The sequence below is a fragment of the Rugamonas sp. GW822-FHT03B10 genome, from assembly GCF_058801745.1.
Genome location: NZ_JBXANP010000015.1, coordinates 108,257 through 132,193 on the forward strand (window position 1 = coordinate 108,257; position 23,937 = coordinate 132,193).

The 23,937-nt window shown below is 66.1% G+C and carries 24 protein-coding genes and 1 tRNA gene; 10 read left to right on the plus strand and 15 right to left on the minus strand.

The features are described 5' to 3' along the window. Nucleotides 1-6: 6 nt before the first annotated feature. A complete protein-coding gene (locus tag AC1RQG_RS21045) occupies nt 7-2,829 on the minus strand; it encodes a M16 family metallopeptidase (RefSeq protein ID WP_493134250.1) in 2,823 nt (940 codons plus the stop codon). A gap of 131 nt (nt 2,830-2,960) precedes the next feature. On the opposite strand from AC1RQG_RS21045, the gene AC1RQG_RS21050 reads away from it, so the two are divergent. Genes AC1RQG_RS21050 through AC1RQG_RS21060 form a run of 3 tightly spaced genes read left to right on the plus strand, consistent with a single transcriptional unit; the run spans nt 2,961 to nt 5,400 of the window. Beyond that, nucleotides 2,961-3,752: an MlaE family ABC transporter permease gene (locus tag AC1RQG_RS21050; protein WP_493134252.1), complete on the plus strand. Its 792-nt coding sequence runs from the start codon at nt 2,961-2,963 to the stop codon at nt 3,750-3,752. Between the two features lie 11 nt (nt 3,753-3,763). Next, entirely contained in the window at nt 3,764-4,741 is a 978-nt protein-coding gene (locus tag AC1RQG_RS21055) for an MlaD family protein (RefSeq protein ID WP_493134255.1), read from the plus strand. Then, nucleotides 4,738-5,400: a hypothetical protein gene (locus AC1RQG_RS21060; protein WP_493134257.1), complete on the plus strand. Its 663-nt coding sequence runs from the start codon at nt 4,738-4,740 to the stop codon at nt 5,398-5,400. The genes AC1RQG_RS21055 and AC1RQG_RS21060 overlap by 4 nt, the downstream gene beginning before the upstream one ends. 123 nt (nt 5,401-5,523) lie before the next feature. Here AC1RQG_RS21060 and AC1RQG_RS21065 read toward each other — a convergent pair whose 3' ends face one another. Further along, on the minus strand, nt 5,524-6,798 hold the full coding sequence (locus tag AC1RQG_RS21065) for a DEAD/DEAH box helicase (RefSeq protein WP_493134259.1): 1,275 nt from the start codon (nt 6,796-6,798) through the stop codon (nt 5,524-5,526). A 160-nt stretch (nt 6,799-6,958) separates the two neighbouring features. Between AC1RQG_RS21065 and AC1RQG_RS21070 the strand changes: the two genes are divergently transcribed. Together AC1RQG_RS21070 and AC1RQG_RS21075 are read left to right on the plus strand one after the other, a co-directional pair. Beyond that, nucleotides 6,959-7,948, plus strand: a complete 990-nt coding sequence (locus AC1RQG_RS21070) for a dipeptidase (RefSeq protein ID WP_493134261.1) — start codon at nt 6,959-6,961, stop codon at nt 7,946-7,948. 85 nt (nt 7,949-8,033) lie between these two features. After that, a complete protein-coding gene (locus tag AC1RQG_RS21075; RefSeq protein ID WP_493134263.1) occupies nt 8,034-8,579 on the plus strand; it encodes an RBBP9/YdeN family alpha/beta hydrolase in 546 nt (181 codons plus the stop codon). Nucleotides 8,580-8,600: 21 nt separating this feature from the next. Here AC1RQG_RS21075 and AC1RQG_RS21080 read toward each other — a convergent pair whose 3' ends face one another. The 9 genes from AC1RQG_RS21080 to cysS all read right to left on the minus strand — a co-directional run bounded on the left by AC1RQG_RS21080 (nt 8,601) and on the right by cysS (nt 17,539). Then, entirely contained in the window at nt 8,601-9,401 is an 801-nt protein-coding gene (locus AC1RQG_RS21080) for a DeoR/GlpR family DNA-binding transcription regulator (RefSeq protein WP_493134265.1), read from the minus strand. Continuing rightward, a complete protein-coding gene (locus AC1RQG_RS21085) occupies nt 9,398-9,877 on the minus strand; it encodes a heme-degrading domain-containing protein (RefSeq protein WP_493134267.1) in 480 nt (159 codons plus the stop codon). Before AC1RQG_RS21085 ends, AC1RQG_RS21080 begins: the two co-directional genes overlap by 4 nt. A 10-nt stretch (nt 9,878-9,887) precedes the next feature. Further along, nucleotides 9,888-10,928, minus strand: coding sequence for an oxidoreductase (locus tag AC1RQG_RS21090; RefSeq protein ID WP_493134269.1), 1,041 nt, complete (start codon nt 10,926-10,928; stop codon nt 9,888-9,890). 408 nt (nt 10,929-11,336) lie between these two features. Beyond that, a tRNA-Ser gene (locus AC1RQG_RS21095) sits at nt 11,337-11,429 on the minus strand. Between the two features lie 114 nt (nt 11,430-11,543). Next, nucleotides 11,544-12,791, minus strand: a complete 1,248-nt coding sequence (locus AC1RQG_RS21100; protein WP_493134271.1) for an aspartate kinase — start codon at nt 12,789-12,791, stop codon at nt 11,544-11,546. 141 nt (nt 12,792-12,932) lie between these two features. Continuing rightward, nucleotides 12,933-14,327 carry a tRNA lysidine(34) synthetase TilS gene (gene tilS / locus AC1RQG_RS21105; RefSeq protein ID WP_493134273.1) on the minus strand — a complete coding sequence of 465 codons (1,395 nt, stop codon included), beginning with the start codon at nt 14,325-14,327 and terminating at the stop codon, nt 12,933-12,935. Nucleotides 14,328-14,440: 113 nt separating this feature from the next. Beyond that, a complete protein-coding gene (locus tag AC1RQG_RS21110) occupies nt 14,441-15,415 on the minus strand; it encodes an acetyl-CoA carboxylase carboxyltransferase subunit alpha (RefSeq protein WP_493134275.1) in 975 nt (324 codons plus the stop codon). 64 nt (nt 15,416-15,479) lie between these two features. Further along, nucleotides 15,480-16,148 (minus strand): DNA-3-methyladenine glycosylase family protein, encoded by a 669-nt coding sequence (locus AC1RQG_RS21115; RefSeq protein WP_493134277.1) that lies wholly within the window; start codon nt 16,146-16,148, stop codon nt 15,480-15,482. Next, nucleotides 16,148-17,539 carry a cysteine--tRNA ligase gene (cysS, locus tag AC1RQG_RS21120; RefSeq protein WP_493134279.1) on the minus strand — a complete coding sequence of 464 codons (1,392 nt, stop codon included), beginning with the start codon at nt 17,537-17,539 and terminating at the stop codon, nt 16,148-16,150. The genes AC1RQG_RS21115 and cysS overlap by 1 nt, the downstream gene beginning before the upstream one ends. A gap of 284 nt (nt 17,540-17,823) precedes the next feature. On the opposite strand from cysS, the gene AC1RQG_RS21125 reads away from it, so the two are divergent. The 4 genes from AC1RQG_RS21125 (at nt 17,824) to AC1RQG_RS21140 (ending at nt 20,729) form a co-directional block, all read left to right on the plus strand. Further along, nucleotides 17,824-18,438, plus strand: a complete 615-nt coding sequence (locus tag AC1RQG_RS21125) for a peptidylprolyl isomerase (protein ID WP_493134281.1) — start codon at nt 17,824-17,826, stop codon at nt 18,436-18,438. Between the two features lie 93 nt (nt 18,439-18,531). Continuing rightward, nucleotides 18,532-19,026 (plus strand): peptidylprolyl isomerase, encoded by a 495-nt coding sequence (locus AC1RQG_RS21130; protein ID WP_182159513.1) that lies wholly within the window; start codon nt 18,532-18,534, stop codon nt 19,024-19,026. A gap of 70 nt (nt 19,027-19,096) precedes the next feature. Beyond that, the gene (locus AC1RQG_RS21135) at nt 19,097-19,855 is read left to right on the plus strand and encodes a UDP-2,3-diacylglucosamine diphosphatase (protein WP_493134284.1); all 759 of its coding nucleotides are present in this window, start codon (nt 19,097-19,099) and stop codon (nt 19,853-19,855) included. Between the two features lie 70 nt (nt 19,856-19,925). Further along, nucleotides 19,926-20,729 carry a hypothetical protein gene (locus tag AC1RQG_RS21140; protein ID WP_493134286.1) on the plus strand — a complete coding sequence of 268 codons (804 nt, stop codon included), beginning with the start codon at nt 19,926-19,928 and terminating at the stop codon, nt 20,727-20,729. A 3-nt stretch (nt 20,730-20,732) separates the two neighbouring features. Here AC1RQG_RS21140 and AC1RQG_RS21145 read toward each other — a convergent pair whose 3' ends face one another. Continuing rightward, a complete protein-coding gene (locus tag AC1RQG_RS21145; protein ID WP_493134288.1) occupies nt 20,733-21,689 on the minus strand; it encodes a helix-turn-helix domain-containing protein in 957 nt (318 codons plus the stop codon). Nucleotides 21,690-21,832: 143 nt separating this feature from the next. On the opposite strand from AC1RQG_RS21145, the gene AC1RQG_RS21150 reads away from it, so the two are divergent. After that, nucleotides 21,833-22,144, plus strand: coding sequence for a cupin domain-containing protein (locus AC1RQG_RS21150; RefSeq protein ID WP_493134290.1), 312 nt, complete (start codon nt 21,833-21,835; stop codon nt 22,142-22,144). 12 nt (nt 22,145-22,156) lie between these two features. Here AC1RQG_RS21150 and AC1RQG_RS21155 read toward each other — a convergent pair whose 3' ends face one another. The 3 genes from AC1RQG_RS21155 to AC1RQG_RS21165 form a co-directional block, all read right to left on the minus strand. Further along, on the minus strand, nt 22,157-22,906 hold the full coding sequence (locus AC1RQG_RS21155) for a tetratricopeptide repeat protein (protein ID WP_493134291.1): 750 nt from the start codon (nt 22,904-22,906) through the stop codon (nt 22,157-22,159). A 97-nt stretch (nt 22,907-23,003) separates the two neighbouring features. Next, nucleotides 23,004-23,513 carry a DUF6622 family protein gene (locus AC1RQG_RS21160; protein ID WP_493134293.1) on the minus strand — a complete coding sequence of 170 codons (510 nt, stop codon included), beginning with the start codon at nt 23,511-23,513 and terminating at the stop codon, nt 23,004-23,006. A 153-nt stretch (nt 23,514-23,666) separates the two neighbouring features. Beyond that, nucleotides 23,667-23,936 carry a hypothetical protein gene (locus AC1RQG_RS21165; RefSeq protein WP_493134295.1) on the minus strand — a complete coding sequence of 90 codons (270 nt, stop codon included), beginning with the start codon at nt 23,934-23,936 and terminating at the stop codon, nt 23,667-23,669. Nucleotide 23,937: the final 1 nt, after the last annotated feature.

Below are 23,937 nucleotides of genomic sequence, written 5' to 3' on the forward strand. Positions count from 1 at the left end.
GGTGCGCTATTGGGCCGGATACAACACCACCTGCAGGTAATTGTCCATATCGAAGTAGCGGCGCGCCGTCTGTTTCAGGTCCGCCGCGTGGATGGCGGCGGCCCGCTGTTCATACGTCAGCAGCGCAGCCGGATCGGTGCCGTTGATCCGCGCCAGCTGCAACTGCCCCAGCCAGTAGCCGTTCTCGCGCAAGCCCTTGTGGTAGTTGCTGGACCAGGCGGCGCGCACCTTGTCCAGATCCTCAGGCGTGACGCCCCGCTCCTTGACCTTGGCGATCTCCGCGAAGGTGGCGGCGATCACCTTGTCCACGTTCTCCGGGGCGCATGGCAGGTTGATGCTGATGGCGTAGCCGCCGTACGGCACCTTGGTCAATGCGCCGGACATGCCGCCGCCGTAGATCAGGCCCTGCTGCTCGCGCAGCACTTCCAGCAGCTTGATGTTGAGCGCCTCCAGCAGCGCCTGCAGCCGCATTTGCTCATCGTCGGAATAATCGGCCGTGCCGGTGAACGTGATCGAGATGGTGCTCTTGGGCTCCGCGCCCATGCGCACTTCCTTCTTGACGACGCCCCTGATCGGGCGCACGCCCCAGTCCTTGTACTGCACCGGCACCTCGGGCGTGGGCAGGCCGCCCAGATAAGTGGCCAGCAGCGGCTTGATGCGCTCCACGTCGAAACTGCCGACGATGAAGAACGTGAAGTCCCTGGCGCTGGACAGGCGGCTGCGGTAAATGTCGAACACCCGGTCCAGGTCGATGCGGTCGAAGTCCTCCGGGCGCGGCGCGCGCGCCACCCGCGCGTTGTTGGCGTACAGCGTGCCGATGATGGTGTCGCCGAACACGGCTTCCGGACGCGACAGGCTGTTGCGCGCCAGTTCCTTCTGCTTGCCCACGAAGGAATCGAAAATGGCGCGGTCGCGGCGCGGTTCCGTCATCTGCAGGTAGGTCAGCTGCAGCATGGTTTCCACATCCGCCTTGCCGGACTGCCCGCTCAGCATCTCGCTCAGGTTGCTCACCGTGGCGCTGGTGGCGGCGGCCTTCCCGGCCAGCACCTTGCTCAGATCCGTCGGCGAATAGTCGTGCAGCCCCATCTGCCCCACGATGGCGCTGGCGTAGCGCGCGTTGACGATGTCCGCGTCGCCAAACAGCGACTGGCCGCCGAAGCGCAGCGCCGACATCAGCACCTGGTCGTTATTGAAGTCGGTCGGCTTGAGCACCGCCTGCACGCCATTGCTGAACGTGAGACGGGTCAGGCCCAGCGCCGGGTCCACACTCTGGCTGACGATGGTGCCGGCCTTGGGCGGCTGCGCCATCAAGGCGCTGGCCAGCACCTTCTCGGTCTGGGCCTGCACCGGCTTGCGCTCGGCCGCCTCCACGGCCGCCAGCAACTCGGCTTGCGAGGGGATCGGCGCCTCGGCCCGGTCGCTGCCGGCGTAGATCACCAGCTTGTTGCCGCCCGATGGAATCGCGGCCCGCGCGGCCGCGTTCACTTCGGCCAGCGTGATGCCGGGCACCAGCTGGCGCACGTAGTCATATTCGTTGGCGATGCCCGGTATCGGCTCCTGCTCCAGGAAGTGGCGGATGTACTCGGCCGCATAACCGGCCGAATTGGATTTGTCGCGCTCGTTGTAGCCGCGCTCGAAACTGCGCAGCATGTTCTTCCGGGCCCGTTCCAGCTCGGCCTCCGTGAAACCGAACTGGCGCGCACGCTCATCCTCCTGCACCAGCGCGGCGATGGCGGGCGCCGCGCCGCCTTTGCCCAGCACGGCCCCGGCGCGGAACGAACGATAACCATGCGCCACCCTGGCCATGCTGCTGCCGCCCTGGATGAATGGCGGATTGGCCTGCTGCGTCAGTTCGGCCATGCGCTGACCCAGCATGGCGCCGTACAAGCCCTCGATCAGGCCGGCGCGATAATCACCCACGGTACGGCGCACCGGTTCAGGCTCGATGCCATAGCGGACGTAGACACCATTGGTATTGGCTTCCTTGTCCGTCACCACCACGCCCTCGGACGCCTGGCGCTGCGGGATCACGGCATAGTCGCGGGGCCGCTCGTGGGCCGGGTTGACCAGCGCGCCGAAGTGACGCTCCACCATGCGCTGCGCCGCCGCCGGGTCCACGTCGCCCACCACCACCACGGCCATCAGGTCCGGCCGGTACCAGTCGTGATAGAAGCGGCGGATCGCCTCGGGACGGAAGGTCTTGATGATGTCCTCCTTCCCGATCGGCATGCGCTGCGCATAACGCGAACCATTCATCAGCTTGGGCATCAGCACCTTGTTCATGCGGTCCTCCAGCCCTTTGCCCAGCCGCAGTTCCTCCAGCACGATACCGCGCTCGCTGTCGATGTCGGCCTCGTTGAACGACAGCCCGTGCGCCCAGTCCTCCAGCACCTGGAAGCCCTGTTCCACCACCGCCGGCCGCTCGGTGGGAATGGGCAGGATGTACACCGTCTCGTCGAAACTGGTGTAAGCGTTCAGGTCGGCGCCGAACTTCACGCCGATGCCCTGCAGGTAGGACACCAGCTCGTTGCGCTTGAAATGGGTGGAGCCGTTGAACGCCATGTGCTCGGTGAAGTGGGCCAGGCCTTGCTGGTCCTCGTCCTCCAGGATGGAGCCGGCCTTCACGACCAATCGCAATTCCGCCTTCTGCTCCGGCCGCGCGTTCTTCTGGATGTAATAGGTCAGGCCGTTGGCCAGTTTGCCCACCTTGACTTGCGGCCCGATGGGCAGCGCATCGGACAGCGCCAGCGGCGCACCGGCATGGGCCAGCGCGGCACAGGCCAACAGCGCGGCGGCGATGGCCGCGCGCACAGGATAGGAAATCGTCATGAATGCCATTCAGTTAACTCAACAAAGCACCTACAGTACACTGAATCGCACCGGCCCGGTTGGACTACGTGGTCCTGGCCAGCAAGTCCGGCCGCGCGCCATGGCCCAGTCAAAAATGCTAGACTGACAAGATGAATCCTTCCACATCCACCCTCGCCGCCGCGCGGCGCCTGGAAGCGGCCGCGCGTGCCTGGCTGGCCAGCTGGTGGCGCTTGCTGCATTTCGCCGTGCGCATGTGGGCCATGGCGCTGTCGCCGTCCAGCTACGGCCGCGCCAACCGTCCGCTGCTGGCGCGCCAGCTGGTGCGGGCGGCCGCGCCCAACCTGCTGTGGTTCACGGTGCTGTCGGCGCTGGTGAGCCTGGTGTTGATCCGCATCGTGGTGGTCACCTCGCAGAGCTACGGCCTCACGCGCTACGCGCTGGCGCTGGTGGTGCGTGTGCTGGTGCTGGAGCTGATCCCGTTGACGGCGGCCGGCTTCGTCGCCCTGCGCGCCACGCTGCCGGCCGGCCTGGAATTCTCCCAGCACCGGCTGCGCAACCAGGCCGCCGCGCCCGACAAGGCCCAGTTGCGCACGGAATTCTTCCCCCGCGTGGCGGCCGGCGTGTTCGCCGTCTGGCTGCTGGCGGCCATGAGCTGCGTGCTGACGCTGGCCCTGGCCTACCTGTCCATCTATGGCTTCACGCCGTGGGCCCTGCCCGGCTACACCCGCGTGGTGGGACAAATCTTCACGCCGGCCGTGTCGCTGATCCTGGTGCTCAAGATCGTGTTCTTCAGCTTCGCGGTGGGGCTGATCCCGATGGCCTCCTCGTTCTACGACGAGAGCTACCGGGGCAAGCTCACGCACGGCCTGTCCGACATGGTGCGCCTGTTCGCGGTGCTGCTGCTGGTCGAAATCGCCTCGCTGATGGGCAACTACTACTGAGAGATCGCGTCATGACCGACACCCCCACTCCACCGCCCGAAGCCGCGCCCGTGCGCTACGCCGAGCTCAAGGCGGGCCTGCTGCTGGCGCTGATGGTGGCGCTGGTGGCCGCCACCGCCCTGTACCTGATGTACGCGCGCGGCGCGTTCGAAGCCACCCAGCGCCTGCTGCTGCAAGCCGACGATTCGGAGGGCGTGGTGGTGGGCATGGACCTGACCTTCGCCGGCTTCCCCATCGGCCGGGTGCGCCGCATCGAACTGGCGCCGGACGGCAAGGCCCGCGTCGTGATCGACGTGCCGCAAAAGGACGCGCACTGGCTGCGTAGCTCCAGCATCTTCACGCTGGAGCGGGCCGTGGTGGGCGGCGCCAAACTGCGCGCCTACAGCGGCGTGCCCACCGATCCGCCGCTGGCGGACGGCGCCCAGCGTCCGCTGCTGGTGGGCGACGCCACGGCTGAAATCCCGCGCATCCTGTCGGCCGTGAAGGACGTGCTGCAGAACCTGAACCAGCTGACGGGCGAAGGCTCGGCGCTTGAAGCGAGCCTGCGCAACGTCAAGGGCATGACCGACAAGCTCAATGGCCCGGGCGGCGCCATGAGCCTGGTGGCGGGCGACGACAAGAAGGCGCAGCTGCTGCTGCAGCGCGCCAGCGAACTGCTGGTGACGGTGGACGCGGCCACGCGCAAGGCCGACAGCCTGATGGCCCACGCCGACAGCCGCCTGTTCGACAAGAACGGCATGGTGAACGAGGCCCAGGACACGGTGCGCCAGCTCAACGCCCTGCTGGCCGACGCGCGCACCAGCCTGAAAAAGGCGGACGCCGTGCTGGCCGACGCGCAAGTCATCAGCGGCAACGCCCGCGTCGCCTCGGCCGATCTGGGCACGCTGCGCGCCGAGGTGGAAACCAGTCTGCGGCGGGTGGAACAGCTGGTCAACGAGATCAACCGCAAATGGCCGTTCAAACAGGATACGGAGATCAAGCTTCCATGAAAGCGCACATCGCAGCAGGGGCATGCGCGCTGGCGCTGCTGGCCGCATGCGGCAACAACCCGCCGCAGCCCGAATGGCAAATGAACGCCCACAACGCCATCGAACGGGGCGTGACGGCCTACATGGAGGGCGACGCGCTGGTGGAAACGGCCGAATTCAAGCGCGCCCGCGCGCAACTGGCCAGCACCGGCAACCCGGCATTGGTGATCAGGGCGGAACTGGTGCGCTGCGCCGCCCGCGTGGCGGCGCTGGTGTTCGACGATTGCACGGGCTTCAACCAGCTGCGCCAGGATGCCGGCCCGGCCGACCTGGCCTACTCGGCCTACCTGGCCGGCACGCTGCGCGCGCAGGATGCGGCGCTGCTGCCCGAACAGCATCGCGCCGTCGCCACCGCGCAGACCGATGTGGCGGCGGCGGCGGCCGCGCAGGCCATCGCCGATCCGCTGGCCCGGCTGGTCGCGTCGGGCGTACTGCTGCGCACGGGGCGCGCCACGCCGGCCGTGCTGGCGGGCGCCGTCGATACCGCGTCGGCCCAGGGTTGGCGCCGTCCGCTGCTGGCATGGCTGGGCGTGCAGGCCATGCGCGCGCAACAGGCGGGCGACACGCGCGAGCAGCAGCGTCTGCAACGGCGTATCGATCTGGTGCTGGAAAAACGCTGACACCAAGACCGTCGTACCCGCGAAGGCGGGTACCCATAGAACGCATGCGCTGATTAAAGCGTGCGGTCTATAGATTCCCGCCTGCGCGGGAAGTCATCGCTCCGGGGGAGCAATGACGACTAGTTACCGCTGAATTTGCCCGTACTCGGCCGCCGCGCGGGCCGCAGCCTCGCGCAACTTGTCCTTCTTGCTCTTGCGCTTGCCCTTGACGCCACCATTGACGGTATCCGTCACCGACGCCGTCGCGACCGGGGCCGCCGTCTCCTTCGGCTCGAAACCAGCGATCTGCTCGCGCGGCAGCGAAATATCGTTGCGCTTTTCGATCAGGCGGAAATGGGCTTCCGTGTCCGCGCTCACGAAGCTGACGGCCACCCCGCTCTCGCCCGCGCGCCCGGTGCGGCCGATGCGGTGCGTGTAATCGACGGCCGAACGAGGCAGATCGTAATTGACCACGGCCGGCAAGCGCGCAATGTCGATGCCGCGCGCCGCCACATCGGTGGCCACCAGCACCTGCAAACGGCTGGCCTTGAAGTCGGCCAGCACCTCGGTGCGCGCGCCCTGGCTGAATTCACCGTGGAAGGCGCCCGCGCGGATGCCGTTGCGCTGCAGCTTGTCGGCCACGTGTTCGGCCGCATACTTGGTCGCCACGAACACCAGCACGCGCGGCCATTTCTGCTCCAGGATCAGGTGCTTGAGCAACTGCGTGCGGCGCGGCGCATCGACCACAATGGCGCGCTGCGCGATATCGGGCTTGCTGACCGGTTCGGACAGCACTTCGATGCGGGTCGGCTGGTGCAGCATGCGGTCGGCCAGCGCCTGCACGTCCGGCGGGAAGGTGGCCGAGAAAAACAGGTTCTGGCGCTGCGCCGGCAACAGCTCCAGGATGCGCGCCAGCTCCTCGCTGAAGCCAAGGTCCAGCAGGCGGTCGGCCTCGTCCAGCACCAGCATGGCCGCGCGCGAAATCTTCAGCGCGTTGTGGTCGAGCAGGTCCAGCAGCCGGCCCGGCGTGGCCACCACGATGTCGGCACCGCCGCGCAGCGCCATCATCTGCGGGTTGATCGACACGCCGCCGAACACGATGGACACCTTGACCGGTATGGTCAGCTGCTGCGCCAGCCGGCGGATCGACTCGCCCACCTGGGCCGCCAGCTCGCGCGTGGGCACCAGCACCAGGCCATGCAACTGGCGCGGGCCGCTGCGGTTGTCGAGCAGCGATTGCAGCAGCGGCAGCGCGAAGGCGGCCGTCTTGCCCGATCCCGTCTGCGCCGCCCCCAGCACATCCTCGCCGCGCAAAATGGCGGGGATGGCGGCGCGCTGGATCGCGGTGGGCTCCTGGTAGCCGATGGCGGCCACGGCGTTGATAAGCGAGGGAGCGAGGCCCAGCGAGGAAAATGACATGACAGCCTTCTTGCGTTGATACTGCGGTAAATAATCCGCCAGTATAAAGCAGCGCCGCCCTGACCGAGGCCATCCTCGATTGCCCCGTACCGGCTTTCATGGGAACATAGGGCGCCTGCGGTTGCAAGACGCATCATTTTAACGAAAAGAGAACGCGATTATGATCAACTGGGATGCCCACGCCTGCCTGCCACAACACCCGCAAGCCGACTTCACGCCGGTGGACCAGCTGCACGCGGCCGGCGTGAACTACGTGTCGCTCAACGTGGGCGCGGACATGAACCCGGTGTCGCAGGTCATGTCCGTGATCGCCGGCTACCGCGCCACCATCGCCGCGCAACCCGAGCGCTACGCGCTGGTAACGAGCGTGGATGACATCATCCAGGCCGCCGCCGATGGCCGCATCGCCCTCAGCTTCGATCTGGAAGGCGCCATGCCGCTGCTGGAGCAGCCGGAGATGGTGGCGCTGTACGCCCAGCTGGGCGTGCGCCAGATCCATTTCGCCTACAACCGCAACAACAGCGTGGCCGACGGCTGCCACGACGTGGCGCGCGGCCTGACGGGGCTGGGACACCGCATGGTGGCCGCCGTCAACGACGCCGGCATCCTGATGGACTGCTCGCACACGGGCCGCCGCTGCAGCCTGGAGATCATGGCCGCGTCGTCCAAGCCCGTCATCTTCAGCCACGCCAATCCGCTGGCGCTGGTGCAGCACGGCCGCAACGTGAGCGACGAACAGATACAGGCCTGCGCCGCCACGGGCGGCGTGGTGTGCGTGTCCGGCCTGTCGTGGTTCCTCGGCAGCGAACGGCCGGGCGCGGACGACGTGGCGCGCCACGTGGCCTACATCGCCGAACTGGTGGGCGTGGCCCATGCCGGCATCGGCCTCGACATCTGCTTCCAGCAACCGGGTCTGGACGACACGCCGCCCGGCGCGTTCGATCCCGGTCACTGGTGGCCGGCGTCGGCCGGCTACGACGCCAGCCGCCGGCCCACCTTCACCCCGCCATCAGTATGGCGCGAACTGGCGCCAGCGCTGCGCCGCATCGGCATGAACAATGCCGAGATCGAACTGGTCCTGGGCCGCAACATGATGCGCGTGGCGCAGCAGGTGTGGAACGCGCCGCAGCAGCTGCTTGAGGCGGCGTGAGCGCGGCGCCGGCACAGGCGCCACGCATGACGATCCCGGGCGTCGCCGCGCCGCCACCGATCACTTTGACCTGAGAGGAATACCGATGTCCACCTACACCATGCTGACCCTGCCCGGCCTGTACAACTCGGGTGAAAAGCATTGGCAAACCCACTGGGAACGCGCGTTCGGCGACTTCCACCGCGTTGAGCAGAAGGACTGGGATACGCCCGTCTGCCACGACTGGGTCGAGACGCTGGAGCGCGCCGTCGCCGCCGCGCCGGGCGAAGTGGTGCTGGTCGCGCACAGCCTGGCCTGCACGCTGGTCGCCAAATGGGCCGAGAAATACCCGCGCCGTATCAAGGGCGCCTTCCTCGTCGCGCCCAGCGACACGGAAGCCGACAGCTATCCACCGGGGACCACCGGCTTCACCCCGATGCCGCTGCTACCGCTGCCGTTCCCGTCGCATGTGGTGGTGAGCCACGGCGACCATTACGTGACGGTGGCACGCGCCACCGCGTTCGCCGACGCCTGGGGCAGCGAGTTGACCGTGCTCGATGGTCTGGGCCACATCGGCTCCGACAGCGACCTCAAAATGTGGCAGCAAGGCCTGGCCCTGCTCAACACCTTCGCCGCCACGCATTACGGCTGACAGGAACCAACGCCCGCCGTCCTACCCCGCCTGTTCATGCGCGAGCGCTGGTCCGGCGACGATCAGGCGCACGCCAACGGCGTCCAGCGCGGCGGCGATGGCGGCCGGTGGCGGCTGGTCCGTCACCAGCACGTCAATGGCGTCGAACTGGCACAGACGGTGCATGAACGCCTTGCTGAATTTGGAACCGTCCGCCACTACGATCACCTGGCTGGCCTGACGCATCATCGCCTGCTTGAGCGAGGCTTCGTCGTCCGATGGACAGGTCAGGCCCAGCGGGTCGATGGCGCAGGCGCCGAGAATCAGCTTATCGAACTGGAACTGCGCGAGACCGAGCCGCGTCTGCGCCCCTTCCAGGCTACGCTGCCAGGCGTTGAAACGCCCGCCCAGCACATGCAGTTCCATCCCTTCCCTCTGGCCGAGCGCCTCGGCCACATCGATCGAATTGGTCACCACGTTCAATGGCGCGGCCGTGGTGGCGCGGGCCACGGCCAGCACCGTGGTGGACGTATCGAACAGCACACGGTCGCCGTCGCGCAGCAACGCAGCGGCCGCGCGGCCTATCGCTTGCTTGGCGCCGGTGGCGCCCGTGCGCTGGGCGTAGCGCTCGACCTGCCGGCTTTGCGGCGGCAGCACCGCGCCCCCGCGCACGCGCAGCGCGCGGCCGGCCGCATCGAGCCGTACCACGTCGCGCCGGGCCGTGTCGCGCGTCACGCCGAACAGCTTGCAGATGTCCTCGATGCCGACGCGATAGTGGTGGCCGAGGTAGGCGCAGATCGCGTCGAGCCGCTCGGCCTGCGGTAGCGTGCCGTGCTTGTTCATGGGCGCGCTTCCAGGTAGGCGCGCAGCACGGACGTCACCAGCTCGTGGTCTTCCTGCTGCGGCAAGCCGGACACGGTCACCGTGCCGATCACGCCGGTGCCGCGCAACGACAAGGGAAACGCGCCGCCATGCGCGGCGAAATCGGCGGGATGGACGCCGCTGTCGACCTCGAAGGTCTTGCCCTTGCTGCGGTATTGCGTGCCCACGTGCCACGAGCTGCGGCCATAACGCTGCACCACGTTGTTCTTGCGGCGCACCCAGTGGCCGTTGTCCGGCGAGGTGCCCGCCATCGCGTGGTGGAACAGCTGGTGGCCGTGGCGGGTGATGTCCACCGTGATGGCCTTGCCCAGTGCATGGGCACGCTCCACCAGCTTCAGGCCCAGTGCCAGCGCGTCACCGTTCGAGAAAGCAGTGAACTGCAACTCCTCCTCTTCGCGGGCCAGCGCCGCCAGCATGCTTGCGTAATCTGTCTGCATGTCGCGCTCCTTAGACGAAATCGATGGTGCGCCGTTCGCGGTGGCTGCGGTACGCGCATTCGATCACACGCACCACCGCCACCGCATCTTCCGCCGCCACGGGCACCGGCCCGCCTTGCGCGATCGCGTGGTGAATGGCGCTGTAATAGGCGCGGTAATCGCCGGGGATGGTTTCCACCACGCGGCTGACGCCATCGGCGCTGGTGATGGTGGCGTAGTTGGCCGGCAGATCATGGCCCCAGCCGGCGTCGCCGGGGTGGCCGCCGCGCTTCAGCGTGTCCTCCTGGGTGTCGACGCCGTATTTGATGAAGCTGCCCTGCGTGCCATGCGCTTCGTAGCGCGGCCCGGGAGCGCGCACCAATGCGCTGGCGTGCAGCACGGCCTTGCGGATGCCGTAGTCCAGCACCAGTTCAAACGCGTCTTCCACCTGCGCGCCTTCGCGCTGTATCGATACCTGCGCCGTGACGGTGTGCGGAAGACCGAACAGCTGCAAGACCTGGTCGATCAGGTGGGAACCCAGATCCCACAGCACGCCCGATCCGGGCTGCGGCTCGGATTTCCAGCTGCGCTTCACCTGCGGCGAATAGCGGTCGAAATGGGCCCGATACGTGTGGATGGGACCAAGCTCGCCCGATGCGACGGTCTGGCGCAGCGTCAGGAAGTCGCCATCCCAGCGCCGGTTCTGATACACGCTCAGCAGCAGGCCCTTCTGCCGGGCCAGCGCCACCAGCTCGTCGCCTTCGACCGACGACAGCACGAACGGCTTGTCCACCACCACGTGCTTGCCAGCTTGAAGGGCGGCCTTGGCCAGGGCGTAGTGGCTGGCGTTCGGTGTACAGACCACAACCAGGGCGATGGCGGGATCGTCCAGCATCGCTTGCGGCGCGTCATCGCGTTTCACGCCGGGATACGCACGGCTCAACTCATCCGGATCGGCGCTGCGGCTGGCGACGCGGGCCAGCTTCAGTCCCGGTGTAGCGGCTATCATCGGGGCGTGGAAGATGGCGCCGCCTACGCCATAACCGATCAATCCTACGTTATATCGCTGCATATTTCATCCATTATTAGGCAAATCGCTTATCCATTATAAGTGATTTGAAGAATATTGCATTGCTTGCCAGGGATGGCGCGCCCCTCTTGCGCTGCCTTGCGGTGGCGTGCTGCTCTATCGGCTGCGTTGGAGAAAAAGATGGGAGACGATTCGGATGTATTGCGAGGATGCGCTCGTGCGGATATGACCTTCGGTTTGAAGGTCTCGGCAATGGCATGCTTTGTTTTCAGAGGCCTGATGCAGATGACGCATAAGTCGCGCGCCCACGGCGCGCGGGGCCGCCGCGCAGCGGCAGCAGTTGGGCGATTCGGAGAGGGTTTGCGCGGCACGCGCAAACCCTTCGAACCCCACCGTTTCCGTCCGAACAAATAAAAAAGCCTCCCGCAGGGGAGGCTTTTTTATTTGTTCTGGCGGAGACGGTGGGATTCGAACCCACGATACAGGTTTTGCCCGTATGCTTCCTTAGCAGGGAAGTGCCTTCGGCCACTCGGCCACGTCTCCTAGTCGATTGCTCAACTATGTCTTTCCAGCCAAACTGCGCTAGAGCAGACGACCGCCATAGTATAGACCGTCGTCTGTTTGGTCAAGGTTAGTGGCGATCTTTTTTCGAAATATTTACGCTTTTTCCAGACCGAACGATTTGTGCAGCGCGCGCACGGCCAGTTCCATGTATTTCTCGTCGATCAGCACGGAAATCTTGATCTCGGAGGTGGAGATCATCTTGATGTTGATGCCCTCTTCCGACAGCGTGCGGAACATCTGCGAGGCCACGCCCACGTGGCTGCGCATGCCCACGCCGACCACGGAGATCTTCGACACTTTGGCGTCGCCCGTGAAGCTGGCGGCGCCCAGTTCTTCCTTGCACGCGTTCAGCACGTCCATCGCCTTGGCGTAGTCGTTGCGCGATACCGTGAACGTGAAGTCGGTCTTGCCATCCACCGATTGGTTCTGGATGATCATGTCCACTTCGATGTTGGCTTCCGCCACCGGGCCCAGGATGTGGTAGGCCACGCCCGGACGGTCCGGCACGCCCAGCACGGTGATTTTGGCTTCGTCACGGTTGAATGCGATGCCCGAGATGACTGCTTGTTCCATGTGTGTATCTTCCTCAAACGAAATCAGGGTGCCCGAGTTGGCTTCTTCTTCCAGGTCCAGCATCGGGTCGGTCAGCGACGACAGCACGCGCGTGGGCACGCGGTAGTTGCCGGCGAATTCCACCGAACGGGTCTGCAGGACTTTCGAGCCCAGCGATGCCAGTTCCAGCATTTCCTCGAACGTGATGGCTTTCAGGCGGCGCGCTTCCGACACCACGCGCGGGTCGGTCGTGTACACGCCGTCCACGTCGGTGAAGATCAGGCATTCGGACGCCTTCATGGCGGCGGCGATGGCCACGGCCGAGGTGTCGGAACCGCCACGACCCAGGGTCGAGATGTTGCCGTGCTCGTCCACACCCTGGAAGCCGGTGATGATGACGATCTTGCCGGCGTCGAGGTCGCGCCGCACTTTTTCGTCGTCGATCGACTGGATGCGGGCCTTGGTGAAGGCGGAGTCGGTTTTAATCGCCACTTGCCAGCCGGCGTAGGACACGGCTTGCTTGCCCAGCGCCAGCAGCGCCATCGACAGCAGGCCGACCGATACTTGCTCGCCGGTGGAGGCGATCATGTCCAGTTCGCGGGGATCAGGCTGGGCCTGGATTTCCTTCGCCAGCGCGATCAGACGGTTGGTTTCGCCCGACATTGCCGATGGCACCACGACGATCTGGTGTCCTGCGTCATGCCACTTGGCAACGCGACGCGCGACGTTCTTGATACGGTCCGTCGAACCCATCGACGTACCGCCGTATTTGTGCACGATTAAAGCCATAACAGTGAGTTTTCCGCTCAAATTTGAATAAATGGAGCCCTTTACTGTACATGCCGCACTGCAAAATAACAAGACAAAAACCGCATAAAATCATACTGTATCGGCATATCTACATACAAAATTGCGTGAATGCAAGCTTGTCTATACAGACTCCCAGCGCAGGGCGATGCGCTGTCCCGCGCCCTCGCCCACATGACGGCAATCCATGCCCAGACCGGCCGCGTACAGCACGTCGGCGGCCGTGCGCACCACGGGTAGGCGGCCGCGTTCCCAGGCGGGAATCCCACACTCTTGATAGTGGTATTTCAGCGGACGGGTGGACCGGTTGGGCGCCAGCTTGAGCCGCTCGCCGCCGCGCCGGAATTCGATCACCAGCGCCTGGGCGCGCAGCCAGTCGGGCGCGAACCCCGTGTCGGCCACGTCGAAATGCAGCACGCCGCCGTAGGCCGGGAACGCCTGCGACGTCTCGCCCTGCCACACGAAGTCCTGGCCGGGGCTCTGGTCGAACTGGTCTTCGCGCGTGCCGGGCAGGTCGGCCAGCTTGGGCGTCAGATACAGGCGGTCGCGGTGGCGCCGCACGTGGCAGTCGGGATGGGTGACGAGCAGCTGGGCGTCGTAACGCGCCTCCAGCAGTTGCGTCACCATCTCGGCCAGCCAGGCCGCGCTGGGCATGCGCAGCTGGCGCGTGCCGAACCAGTGGCGCAGCAGGTTGTGGATGCGGTCCAGGCTCAGTTGGCGCAGGCGGCCGATGTCGAGGCAGTCGCCATCGAGGCAGGCGGCCAGGTCTTGCTGCGCGATTTCCGTCAGCAGGCGCTGGGCCGATTGCGCGTGCGCGGCGCTGCGCGCGAAGCGCTGCTGGAAACCGGGGAACGCTTGCGCCAGCGCCGGCATCACCTGGTGGCGCAGGGCGTTGCGGGCGAAACGGGGATCGCTGTTCGACTCGTCGTTCACGTAGCTGATGCCATGTTCGGTCACATACGCCTCCAGTTGCGGACGCGAGGCCGACAGCAAGGGGCGCGCCATCAGCAAGGTATCGTTGTCGAGCAGGCCGGGCGCCGCGTTGGCCGCGTCCATGCCGGACAGGCCGGCCGGGCCGGAGCCGCGCAGCAATTGCAGCAGCACCGTCTCGGCCTGATCGTCCAGATGGTGGGCCGTCAGCAGCAGCGCCACGTCGTGTTCGCGGCACAGGGCGCCCAGCGCGCCGTAGCGGGCCTTGCGGGCCGCCGCCTCCGTGCCGGTGCCGGCGCGCGGGTCCAGCTGCACGCGGCGCGCGGCGAACGGCACGCCGAGCGCGGCGCACGCCTGTTCGCAGTGCGCCTGCCAGGCGTCCGCGTTCGGGCTCAGGCCGTGGTGGACGTGGAACGCGTGCAGCGCGGCGCCATGCGCGCGCGCCCACGCGTGCGCGAGGTGCAGCAGCGCGGACGAATCGAGCCCGCCGCTGAGGGCGACGGCCACGCGGGCCGTGACGCCCTGCCCCATCGCGTCCAGCGTCTGGGTGAAGGTGGAGGCCAGCGTGGGGATTTGTTGCTTGTTCAATCAATGCTCCAAAGAGAAAACCGGGGACGGGCCACGCGCCGGGGAATCGCTCCCCGCGCGCGTGGCCCGTCCCCGGTTTGTGTTCATGCCAGGGGGCGACGCTCGCCCCGTGCTTATTCCTGCGGCGTGGTTTCCTTGAACTTGCCGTAGCTCATCAGCTTTTCGTGGCGCGCCGTCAGCAGGTCCTTGGTCTTCATGCCATGGAACTGGCGCAGCGAGTCGGCCAGCGCGCGCTTGAGCAGCGTGGCCATCTGCTTGGGATCGCGGTGCGCGCCACCCAGCGGCTCGGTGACGATCTTGTCGATCAGGCCCATCGCCTTCAGGCGGTGCGCGGTCAGGCCCAGCGCTTCGGCCGCGTCGGCGGCGCGCTCGGAGGTCTTCCACAGGATCGAGGCGCAGCCTTCGGGCGAGATCACGGAATAGGTCGCGTATTGCAGCATCAGCACGGCGTCGCCCACGGCGATGGCCAGCGCGCCGCCGGAACCGCCTTCACCGATGATGGTGGCGATCAGCGGCACTTTCAGTTCCGCCATCACGTACAGGTTGTGGCCGATCGCTTCCGACTGGCCGCGCTCTTCCGCGTCGATGCCGGGGAACGCGCCCGGGGTGTCGACGAAGGTGAAAATGGGGATGCCGAATTTTTCGGCCAGTTTCATCAGGCGCATGGCCTTGCGGTAGCCTTCGGGCTTGGGCATGCCGAAATTGCGCATCGCGCGTTCCTTGGTGTCGCGGCCCTTCTGGTGGCCGATCACCATGCAGGCCTGGCCGTTGAAGCGGGCCAGGCCGCCCACCACGGACAGGTCGTCCGCGTAGCTGCGGTCGCCGTGCAGTTCATGGAAATCGGTGAAGATTTCGTTCACGTAGTCCATGGTGTAGGGGCGCTGCGGATGGCGCGCGATCTGCGCGACCTGCCAGGGCGTGAGCTTGGCGTAGATGTCCTTGGTCAGCTGCTGGCTCTTCTTGGCCAGGCGGTCGATCTCCTCCGAGATGTCGACGGCCGAATCGTCTTGCACGAAACGCAGCTCTTCGATCTTGGAATCGAGTTCCGCGATCGGTTGCTCGAAGTTGAGGAAAGTCGTTTTAGTCATTGTACCTCCGTGTTTTTGCTCAGCCGGGCGAACGAAAAAAGACCGCGCCCGGCGATTAGAGTCATTATTCTACAGGAACCGGGTCCAGGCTACGCCATAAGTACCAGGTGGCCACCGTGCGCCACGGCTCCCAATTGGCCGACACCTCGCGCGCGTCGCTGCGCGAAACGGGCTCGCCGGAAAAATAATTGACGCTGATGCCCTGGATCAGGCCCGCGTCGTCGAGCGGCAGGACATTGGGGCGCAGCAGGTTAAAGATCAGGAACATCTCTGCCGTCCAGCGCGTGATGCCGCGGATTTGCACCAGCTCCGCGATCACGGCCTCGTCCTCCATCTGGTCCCACTGGCTGGCGTGCACGCGGCGCGCCTTGAAGTGGTCGGCCAGGTCGAGGATGTATTCGGTCTTGCGCTTGGACAGGCCGCAGCCGGCCAGCTGCTCGGCGCCGGCCTTGAGCACCTGGGCCGGCGTGCACTTGGGGCAGGCCAGCAGCAGCTTGCGCCAAGCCGCGTCGGCGGCCTTGGTGCTCACTTGCTGCCCCACGATGGAACGGGCCAGGGTGGTGAACGGGTCGTCATGGCCGACCAGGTGCAGGTCGCCGAATTGCGGGATCAGCTTCTTCATGATGCGGTCCCGCTTCATCAGCTCGATCTTGGCTTCTTCCCAGTACGGCGGCACGGCCGCCGTCGCAGCGGCGGCGGCGGCGCCCACGTTCATCTCCTTGGCGGGAACCATTATGCGCGGCGCCAGTTGGTGCTGCCGTCAGGCTTGTCTTCGAGGATGATGCCGGCCGCCAGCAGCTCGGCCCGGATCCGGTCCGACTCGGCGAAGTCGCGCGCCTGCTTGGCGGCCTTGCGGCGCGCGATGGCGTCGGCGATGGCCGCTTCATCGAGGCCGCCGGCCTCGCCCACGCTGGCCTGGCGGAACTGCTGCGGCGTGCGTTCGAGCAGGCCGATCACGCCGGCCAGGCCCTTGAGCTGGCGCGCCAGCGCGGGCGATTTGCTCTTGTTCAGTTCCGTGGCCAGGTCGAACAGCGCGGCCACGGCCAGCGGAGTGTTGAAGTCGTCGTCCATGGCCTCGGCGAAGCGCTTGGCGTGCTCCTCGCTCCAGTCCAGCGGCTGGCCGTCGCCATCCACGCCGTCGAGCGCCGTGTACAGGCGCGTGAGGGCGCCGCGCGCGTCGTCCAGGTGGGCGTCCGAGTAGTTGAGCGGGCTGCGGTAGTGGGCGCGCAGGATGAAGAAGCGCACCACCTCGGCGTCGTATTTCTTCAGCACGTCGCGGATGGTGAAGAAGTTGCCCAGCGATTTGGACATCTTCTCGTTGTCGACGCGCACGAAGCCGTTGTGGATCCAGTAGTTGACCATGGTGTGGCCGGACGCGCCCTCGGACTGGGCGATCTCGTTCTCATGGTGCGGGAACTGCAGGTCGGCGCCGCCGCCGTGGATGTCGAACTGTTCACCGAGCAGCGCGCACGACATGGCCGAGCATTCGATGTGCCAGCCCGGACGGCCCTTGCCCCACTTCGAGTCCCACTTCACTTCCTCGGGCTCGGATTCCTTGGACGACTTCCACAGCACGAAGTCGAGCGGATCGCGCTTGCCCGTGTTGACGTCCACGCGCTCGCCGGCGCGCAGGTCGTCGAGCGACTTGCCCGACAGGCGGCCGTATTGGGGGAAGTTGCGCACGGCGTAATTGACGTCGCCATCGGCGCCCTGGTAGGCCAGGTCCTTGTCCTCCAGCTTTTCGATCAGGGCCAGCATCTGCGGCACGTACTGGGTGGCGCGCGGCACCTGGGTCGGCGGCAGGATGCCCAGCGCCGTCGTGTCCTCGTCCATGTACTGGGTGAAGCGTGCGGTCAGCTGCGAGATCGATTCGCCGTTCTCCACCGCGCGCTTGATGATCTTGTCGTCGATGTCGGTGATGTTGCGCACGTAGTTGACGTCGTAGCCGCTGGCGCGCAGCCAGCGGTAGATCACGTCGAACGCCATCATCATGCGGGCGTGGCCGATGTGGCAGTAATCGTAGATGGTCATGCCGCAGACATACATGCCCACCTTGCCTGCCACCATGGGAACGAAGGTCTGCTTGTCACGCGCCAGCGTGTTGTAAATCTTTAAATTGCTCATCGCACTCTTGCTGTTATGCAGGCACCGGCCAGTCAGGCAATACGACGCCGTGGCGCCCACACTGGAGGGTGCGGCGCCGGCACGCGGGTGATCACCATGGAAACTGACGGGTTCCTCGTTATTGTTCTTTTTTCCAACCTTGTCGGGTTAGAATGGAACGTCGTCGTCAAGTATAGCATTGATAAAATCCGGACTGGCCCGATATACCTGAGGTTTTTTGCAGCGTCCTGCGAATATTCAACTACTTTCCTTTTTAGCACATCCCATCCGACCAGGAACCCAACATGCTTTCCTCCCTGCAACAACGCCTGCCCACCGCCGGTCAATTCGCGAGCCTGTGCGCGGGCCTGGCCCTGTCCGGCGCCGTGCTGGCGGCCGACGCCACGCCGCAAGTGTCGATGAAAACCACGATGGGCGAGATCGTCGTCGAACTCGACCACGACAAGGCGCCCAAGACGGTGGACAACTTCCTGCAATACGTGAAAAGCGGCCATTACAAGGGCACCATCTTCCACCGCGTGATCGACGGCTTCATGATCCAGGGCGGCGGGTTCGACAAGAACCTGAAGCAAAAACCGACCAAAAAGCCGGTCCAGAACGAGGCCAACAACGGCCTCACCAACGCCCCCTACACCATCGCCATGGCCCGCACGGCCGATCCGCACTCGGCCACGGCCCAGTTCTACATCAACGTGGCCGACAACCAGGCGCTCAATTACCCCGGCATGGACGGCTTCGGCTACACCGTGTTCGGCAAGGTGGTCAAGGGCCAGGAGGTGGTCGACAAGATCAAGGGCGTGCTGGTGGACGACAAGGGCATGTTCCAGAATGTACCCGTGGTGCCGGTGGTGATCACCTCGGCCACGATTTTGAAAACCCCTGTGCAGCCAAAACTGTAAAATAGCGGTTTGCCCGGTCATGCGCCCCGTGAACCGTGCGCCGGGACCGTATCTCGACCGTATTTAAATAACAACTCACCAAATGGATGCCTTATGACGACCGTTATCATCACCACCAACCTGGGCAAGATCACCGCCGAACTGGACGCTGAAAAAGCACCGAAGACGGTAGCCAACTTCCTGGCCTACATGAACGCCGGCCACTACAACAACACCATCTTCCACCGCGTGATCGACGGCTTCATGATCCAGGGCGGCGGTTTCGAGCCTGGCATGAAGCAGAAGCCAGCCGACACCACGGTGGAGAACGAAGCCAAGAACGGCCTGAAGAACGAACCGTACACGCTGGCCATGGCCCGCACCTCGGCTCCGCACTCGGCCTCGGCCCAGTTCTTCATCAACGTGAAAAACAACAGCTTCCTCGACTATCCTGGCCAGGACGGCTGGGGCTACGCCGTGTTCGGTAAAGTGACCGACGGCACCGACGTGGTGGACGCCATCCGCAAAGTCAAGACCACCCGCAGCGGCATGTTCGCCGACGTGCCAGTGGAAGACGTGATCATCGAAAAAGTCGAAGCTGCCGCTTAATCGACACAACTAAGCGACGCTTCAACCAGGGCCGCCGCACCCGTGGCGGCGGCCTTTCCGGATTCCCGCAATGCCCACACCGCACCCGCTCGCGTTATTCATCTCCGACCTGCACCTGCAAGCGTCCCACCCGCACACCACCGAGGCCTTCCTGGCGTTCCTGGAGCAGCATGCGCGCCACGCGCGCGAACTGTATCTGCTCGGTGACCTGTTCGAATACTGGGCCGGCGACGACGATCTGCACGATCCCTATCACCAGCAAATCATTCAGGCGTTACGCCGCGTGGCCGACGCCGGCGTGGCCGTGTACTGGATCGCCGGCAACCGCGACTTCCTGGTCGGCGCCGGCTTCGCGCAGGCGGCCGGCCTGACCCTGCTGCCGGAGATCCACGTGGCCACCATCGGCGGCCAGCGCGTGGTGCTGCTGCATGGCGACGCCCAGTGCACGGACGACGCCAAATACATGGAATTCCGCGCCATGGTGCGCCAGCCCGAATGGCAGCAGCAGTTCGTGGCCATGCCGCTGGCCCAGCGCAAGGCCATCATCGCCGGCATGCGCGAGCGCAGCCGCGAGGAACACGGCAGCAAATCATACGAGATCATGGACGTGGCGCCGCAAGCCATCGCCGCCGTCTTCGCCGACACGGGCGCGCGCGTGATGATCCACGGCCACACCCACCGCCCCGCCCTGCACACCGTGGGCGACACGCGCCGCTACGTGCTGCCGGACTGGGAGCCCGACGCCACCCCGCCGCGCGGCGGCTGGATCGCCATCGACGCGCACGGCGCCATCACCCGCCACCAACTGGACGGCACACTGGCCGGTTAAGCGCGCGGCAGCGTTGCCGGTTCGCTATCGGCGTGACTTTCACCGGCGTGCTGCCTATAATCGCTTGCATATGCTGACCGTCCTGAATACCGCGCGCCCCGCCATACTGGCAACATTCCTGCTGCTGGGCGCAAGCGTCGCCGCGTCGGCCGCGCCCATCGTCACGGTCAGCTGGCGCGACAAACCGCCCTACCACTACCTCGACAACGGCATCCCCAAAGGCTTTCTGCTGGAACGCACGCGCGCCATTTTCGCCGCCGCCGGCGTCGCCACCCGTTTTGCCGCCGAACCGCAGAAACGGATCTGGGCCAATTTCAGCCACGGCGCCACCAATTACTGCTCGTTCAGCTGGTACCGGCTGCCCGAACGCGAAGCGGTGAGCCAATACACGCTGCCCATCTCCATCGACCCGCCGCACAGCGTATTGGTGTCGTCCGCCGCGCTCGCGCGCGTGAAGCGCCACGCCACGCTGGCGTCGCTGCTGGCGGACCAGGAATTGACACTGGGCGTGGTCGATGGCGTATCCTACGGCGCAGACCTGGACGCCATGATCGCCCACAGCGCCAACCAGATCATGCGCCGCACCGTCGACACCACGTCGATGATGCGCATGCTGGGCGTGGGCCGCGCCTCGTTCATGCTGGTCGACCGCGAAGACTGGGAATACGTGCACCGCCGCGAGCCCATCCTGCAATCAACCACGCGGCTGGACTTCCCCGACATGCCGGCCGGCCTGAAACGCTACATCGTGTGCAGCCGCGACATCTCGCCGCAGGTGATGGACAAGATCAACCAGGCCATCACCGCCACCGGCGGCGCCCTGCACAGCAAGCAAGAAGCCGGGGACGGACGCAAGCCGCATCCGCACCCATAACGCTCACGCGCCGCCGAATTCGCGCCGGTAGCGGCTGGGCGAGGTGCCCAGCGTCTTGGCGAAGTGCTGGCGCAGCGACAGCGCCGAACCGAATCCCGCCAGCTCCGCCACCCGCTCGACCGGATGCGCGCTCGTCTCCAGCAACTGCCGGGCCAATGCCAGCCGCTGCGCCAGCAGCCATTGCAGCACGGTGGTTCCCGTCACTTGCCGGAAGCGCCGGGTGAAACTGCGGCGGCTCATCAACGCGCGCGCGGCCAGCGCGTCCAGGTCGTGCTGCTGGTGCAGGTGGCGGCCCAGCCAGTCCAGCAGTGTCAGGAAACGTTCCCCGCCCGCCGCGTCGGCCATCGGCCGTTCCACGTACTGGGCCTGGCCGCCCTGCCGGTGCGGCGGCACTACCATGCAGCGCGCCACGTGACTGGCCACGGCGCTACCGCACAAGGTGCGCAGCAGGTGCAGACAACAATCGATGCCGGCCGCCGTCCCGGCCGATGTCATCACATCGCCATCGTCCACGTACAGCACGTCCGGCCGCACGCGCACACGCGGATAGCGGCGCGCCAGCGCCTCCGTCCCCTGCCAGTGCGTCGTGGCCGGACGCCCATCCAGCAGACCGGCCGCCGCCAGCACGAACGCCCCCAGGCACAGGCCCACCACGCGCGCGCCGCGCGCATGGGCCGCGCGCAGGGCCCGCAGCAACGCCGGTGGCGGCGCGTCGTCCGGATTGGTCCAACTGGGCACAATCACCGTGTCGGCCCGCGCCAGCGCCGCCAGTCCGTGGCGCACCTGGATATCGAAGCCTGCGCTGGTGCGCAGCAAACCACGGTGTTGGGCGCACACCAGCAAGGCGATGCGGCGAAGGCCATCCTCGTTGCAGTCGGCGCCGAACACATTGCACGGCACGGCCAGATGGAAAGGACTGATGCCGTCGAACGCCAATACGGCGATGGTATGGGTCTGCATGCCGCTCCCGGCCAATTGAATGATTGGCCCGATTATATCGAATATGCGTATCCGGGCCACTGGTGGCGCGGGCCGCACGGCGCCACACTGCCGCCATGGGTCGCCGCATGGGGCGCGGCCTATCGAACGCGAAGGGAAACAGCATGCAAGTGATCAGAAGCCGTGAATTCAAAGCCAGCCGCGCCTGGGGCGCGATCGACATCGCCACCATGAACGGCATTTCCAGCCGCCTGCACTGGACGGATCAACCGTTCGAATGGCACGTCAACGACGGCGAGGAAGTGTTCGCCGTGCTCGATGGCACGGTCGAGATGTTCTACCGGGAGGCCGGAGAAGAAGGCAGCGCGCTGCTGCGGGCCGGCGACGTGTTCTTCGCCGGCGAGGGATGCGCCCACGTAGCCCACCCGCGCGGCGAGGCGCGGGTACTGGTGATCGAACGGGCCGTCGAGCGGTGAGAACAGCCGGGGTTAGCGCACGCCGGCCATGGCGGCACTGAGCCGGCGGATCAGCGCCGCGTTCATGTCGCGGGTGGCGCCGTTCCAGCGCGCCATGGTGCGCTCCAGTTCGGAATGCAGCTGGCGCGCCAGGGCCGCGTCGCCCGTCGCGGCGGCCCAGATGGTGAATTCGGCGCGGGCCGCGAAGCTGCCGAAGCGCGCCAACGCGAATTCGAACTCCGCCTTCGCCTCGTCCTGGCGTCCGGCGCCGGCCAGCGCCTGCGCCAGCAGCAGCGACACCTGCTCGGCGCGGAAATTGGGATCGCGCTGGCGGATCAGTTCCAGGTGCGCGACGGCGGCATCCGGTCGTTTGCTGGCCAGGTTGGCGCGCGCCGCGCCGTAGCGGATTTCCAGGTCGCCGGCGAAAGGTCCCTGCAGGCAGGCTTCATAACTGGCGGTGGCGCCATCGGCGTCGCCCGCCTCCAGCTGGGCGGCGGCCAGGCGCATCTGGTTCTGCGCCGTGGGCGTGTAATCGAAGGCGGCGCGCGCCTCGCGCAGTTCGCGCGTCGGGTCCAGCGTGCGTGCGGCGGCGGCCACCACTTTGCGGGCGCCATGGTCGAGCCGCGAATTGGGCAGGTAGATCGCCACGAAATACACGATGCTGCCCAACACGGGGAACGAGAACAGGATCAGCAGCCAATACATCTGCTGCCCGCTGCGGATCACGTGCACGGCGAAGAACAACGCCACCAGCACGTGCAAACCTATACCAAAAATCGCCATGACAGCCCAATCTGAAAAATTCAATGGGGCCGATTGTAGAACCTAAGCCCGGCGGCGACAACCAGCATCGCCACCGGGCCGGGACAGCCGGTCCCGCTTAAACCCGCACCGTGCCGATGGCGCGCTGGCAGACAGCCAGCTGGCACGCCAGGCGGCCCAGGAAGGCGCCGTTGAACATCCCGAACACGACGCACACGGCCACCACGAACAAGGAGTTCTCGCGGGCCGCAGGCAGCATCGCCACCAGCACGGCCACCGCGTATTTGGTGCAGAAGATCGCCATCATCAGCGCCAGTGGCAGCCAGCTGCCGCGCAAGCGGATCGCGCCGCTGGCCGGGTCATAAGCGATGCTACCGCTGTCGAAGTTGCGCCATACCAGACCGGCGCCGATCAGCGCACCCGCCGCCCAGCCAGCGGCCACCAGGCCATCGACGCCGAATTTGTTGTTGATATCGAGCCAGGACAGCACCAGCATCACGGCGGGAATGATCACCAGATTACGCATGGTCACCTCGCGGTCGGCGCTGGCGGCCACCCCGCGCGAGATCAGGAAGGCCAGGATGAACCAGACGTACATCGGGGTGTGGCTGACGATTTGCTGCAACATGGTGGGCTCCGTGGGTTTGTTGAAGAAGTGATGCCACTATGCCGCGTGTACGTCGGACGCTGCTATCGAAGCGACAAAACGATGCCGCCATGGCGCCAACTGCATGCAGACGGCGCGAAATGCAACGACCGGGGTGGCCCCGCGCGCGACGGCCTACGCCAGCTCATCCTCGGCCAGCCGGCTGCGCACGGCCATGGCCAGGCGCACCATGCGCCGCATGCCCGCGTCGAACTGAGCGGGATCGGCGCGCACCGTCGCGCCATGTTCGGGGCCCAGGATGGCGAGCGCCAGCGGATCGTCGAACGGCGGCGGCTGGTCCAGCAACTGGTGGGCCGCGCGCAGCATCGCCACCGTCAGCGCGCTGCGGCTGGCCACGCCCTGCCGCAGCAAGCCCGCGCCAGGCGCGTCCGGTGTCGGCGCCATG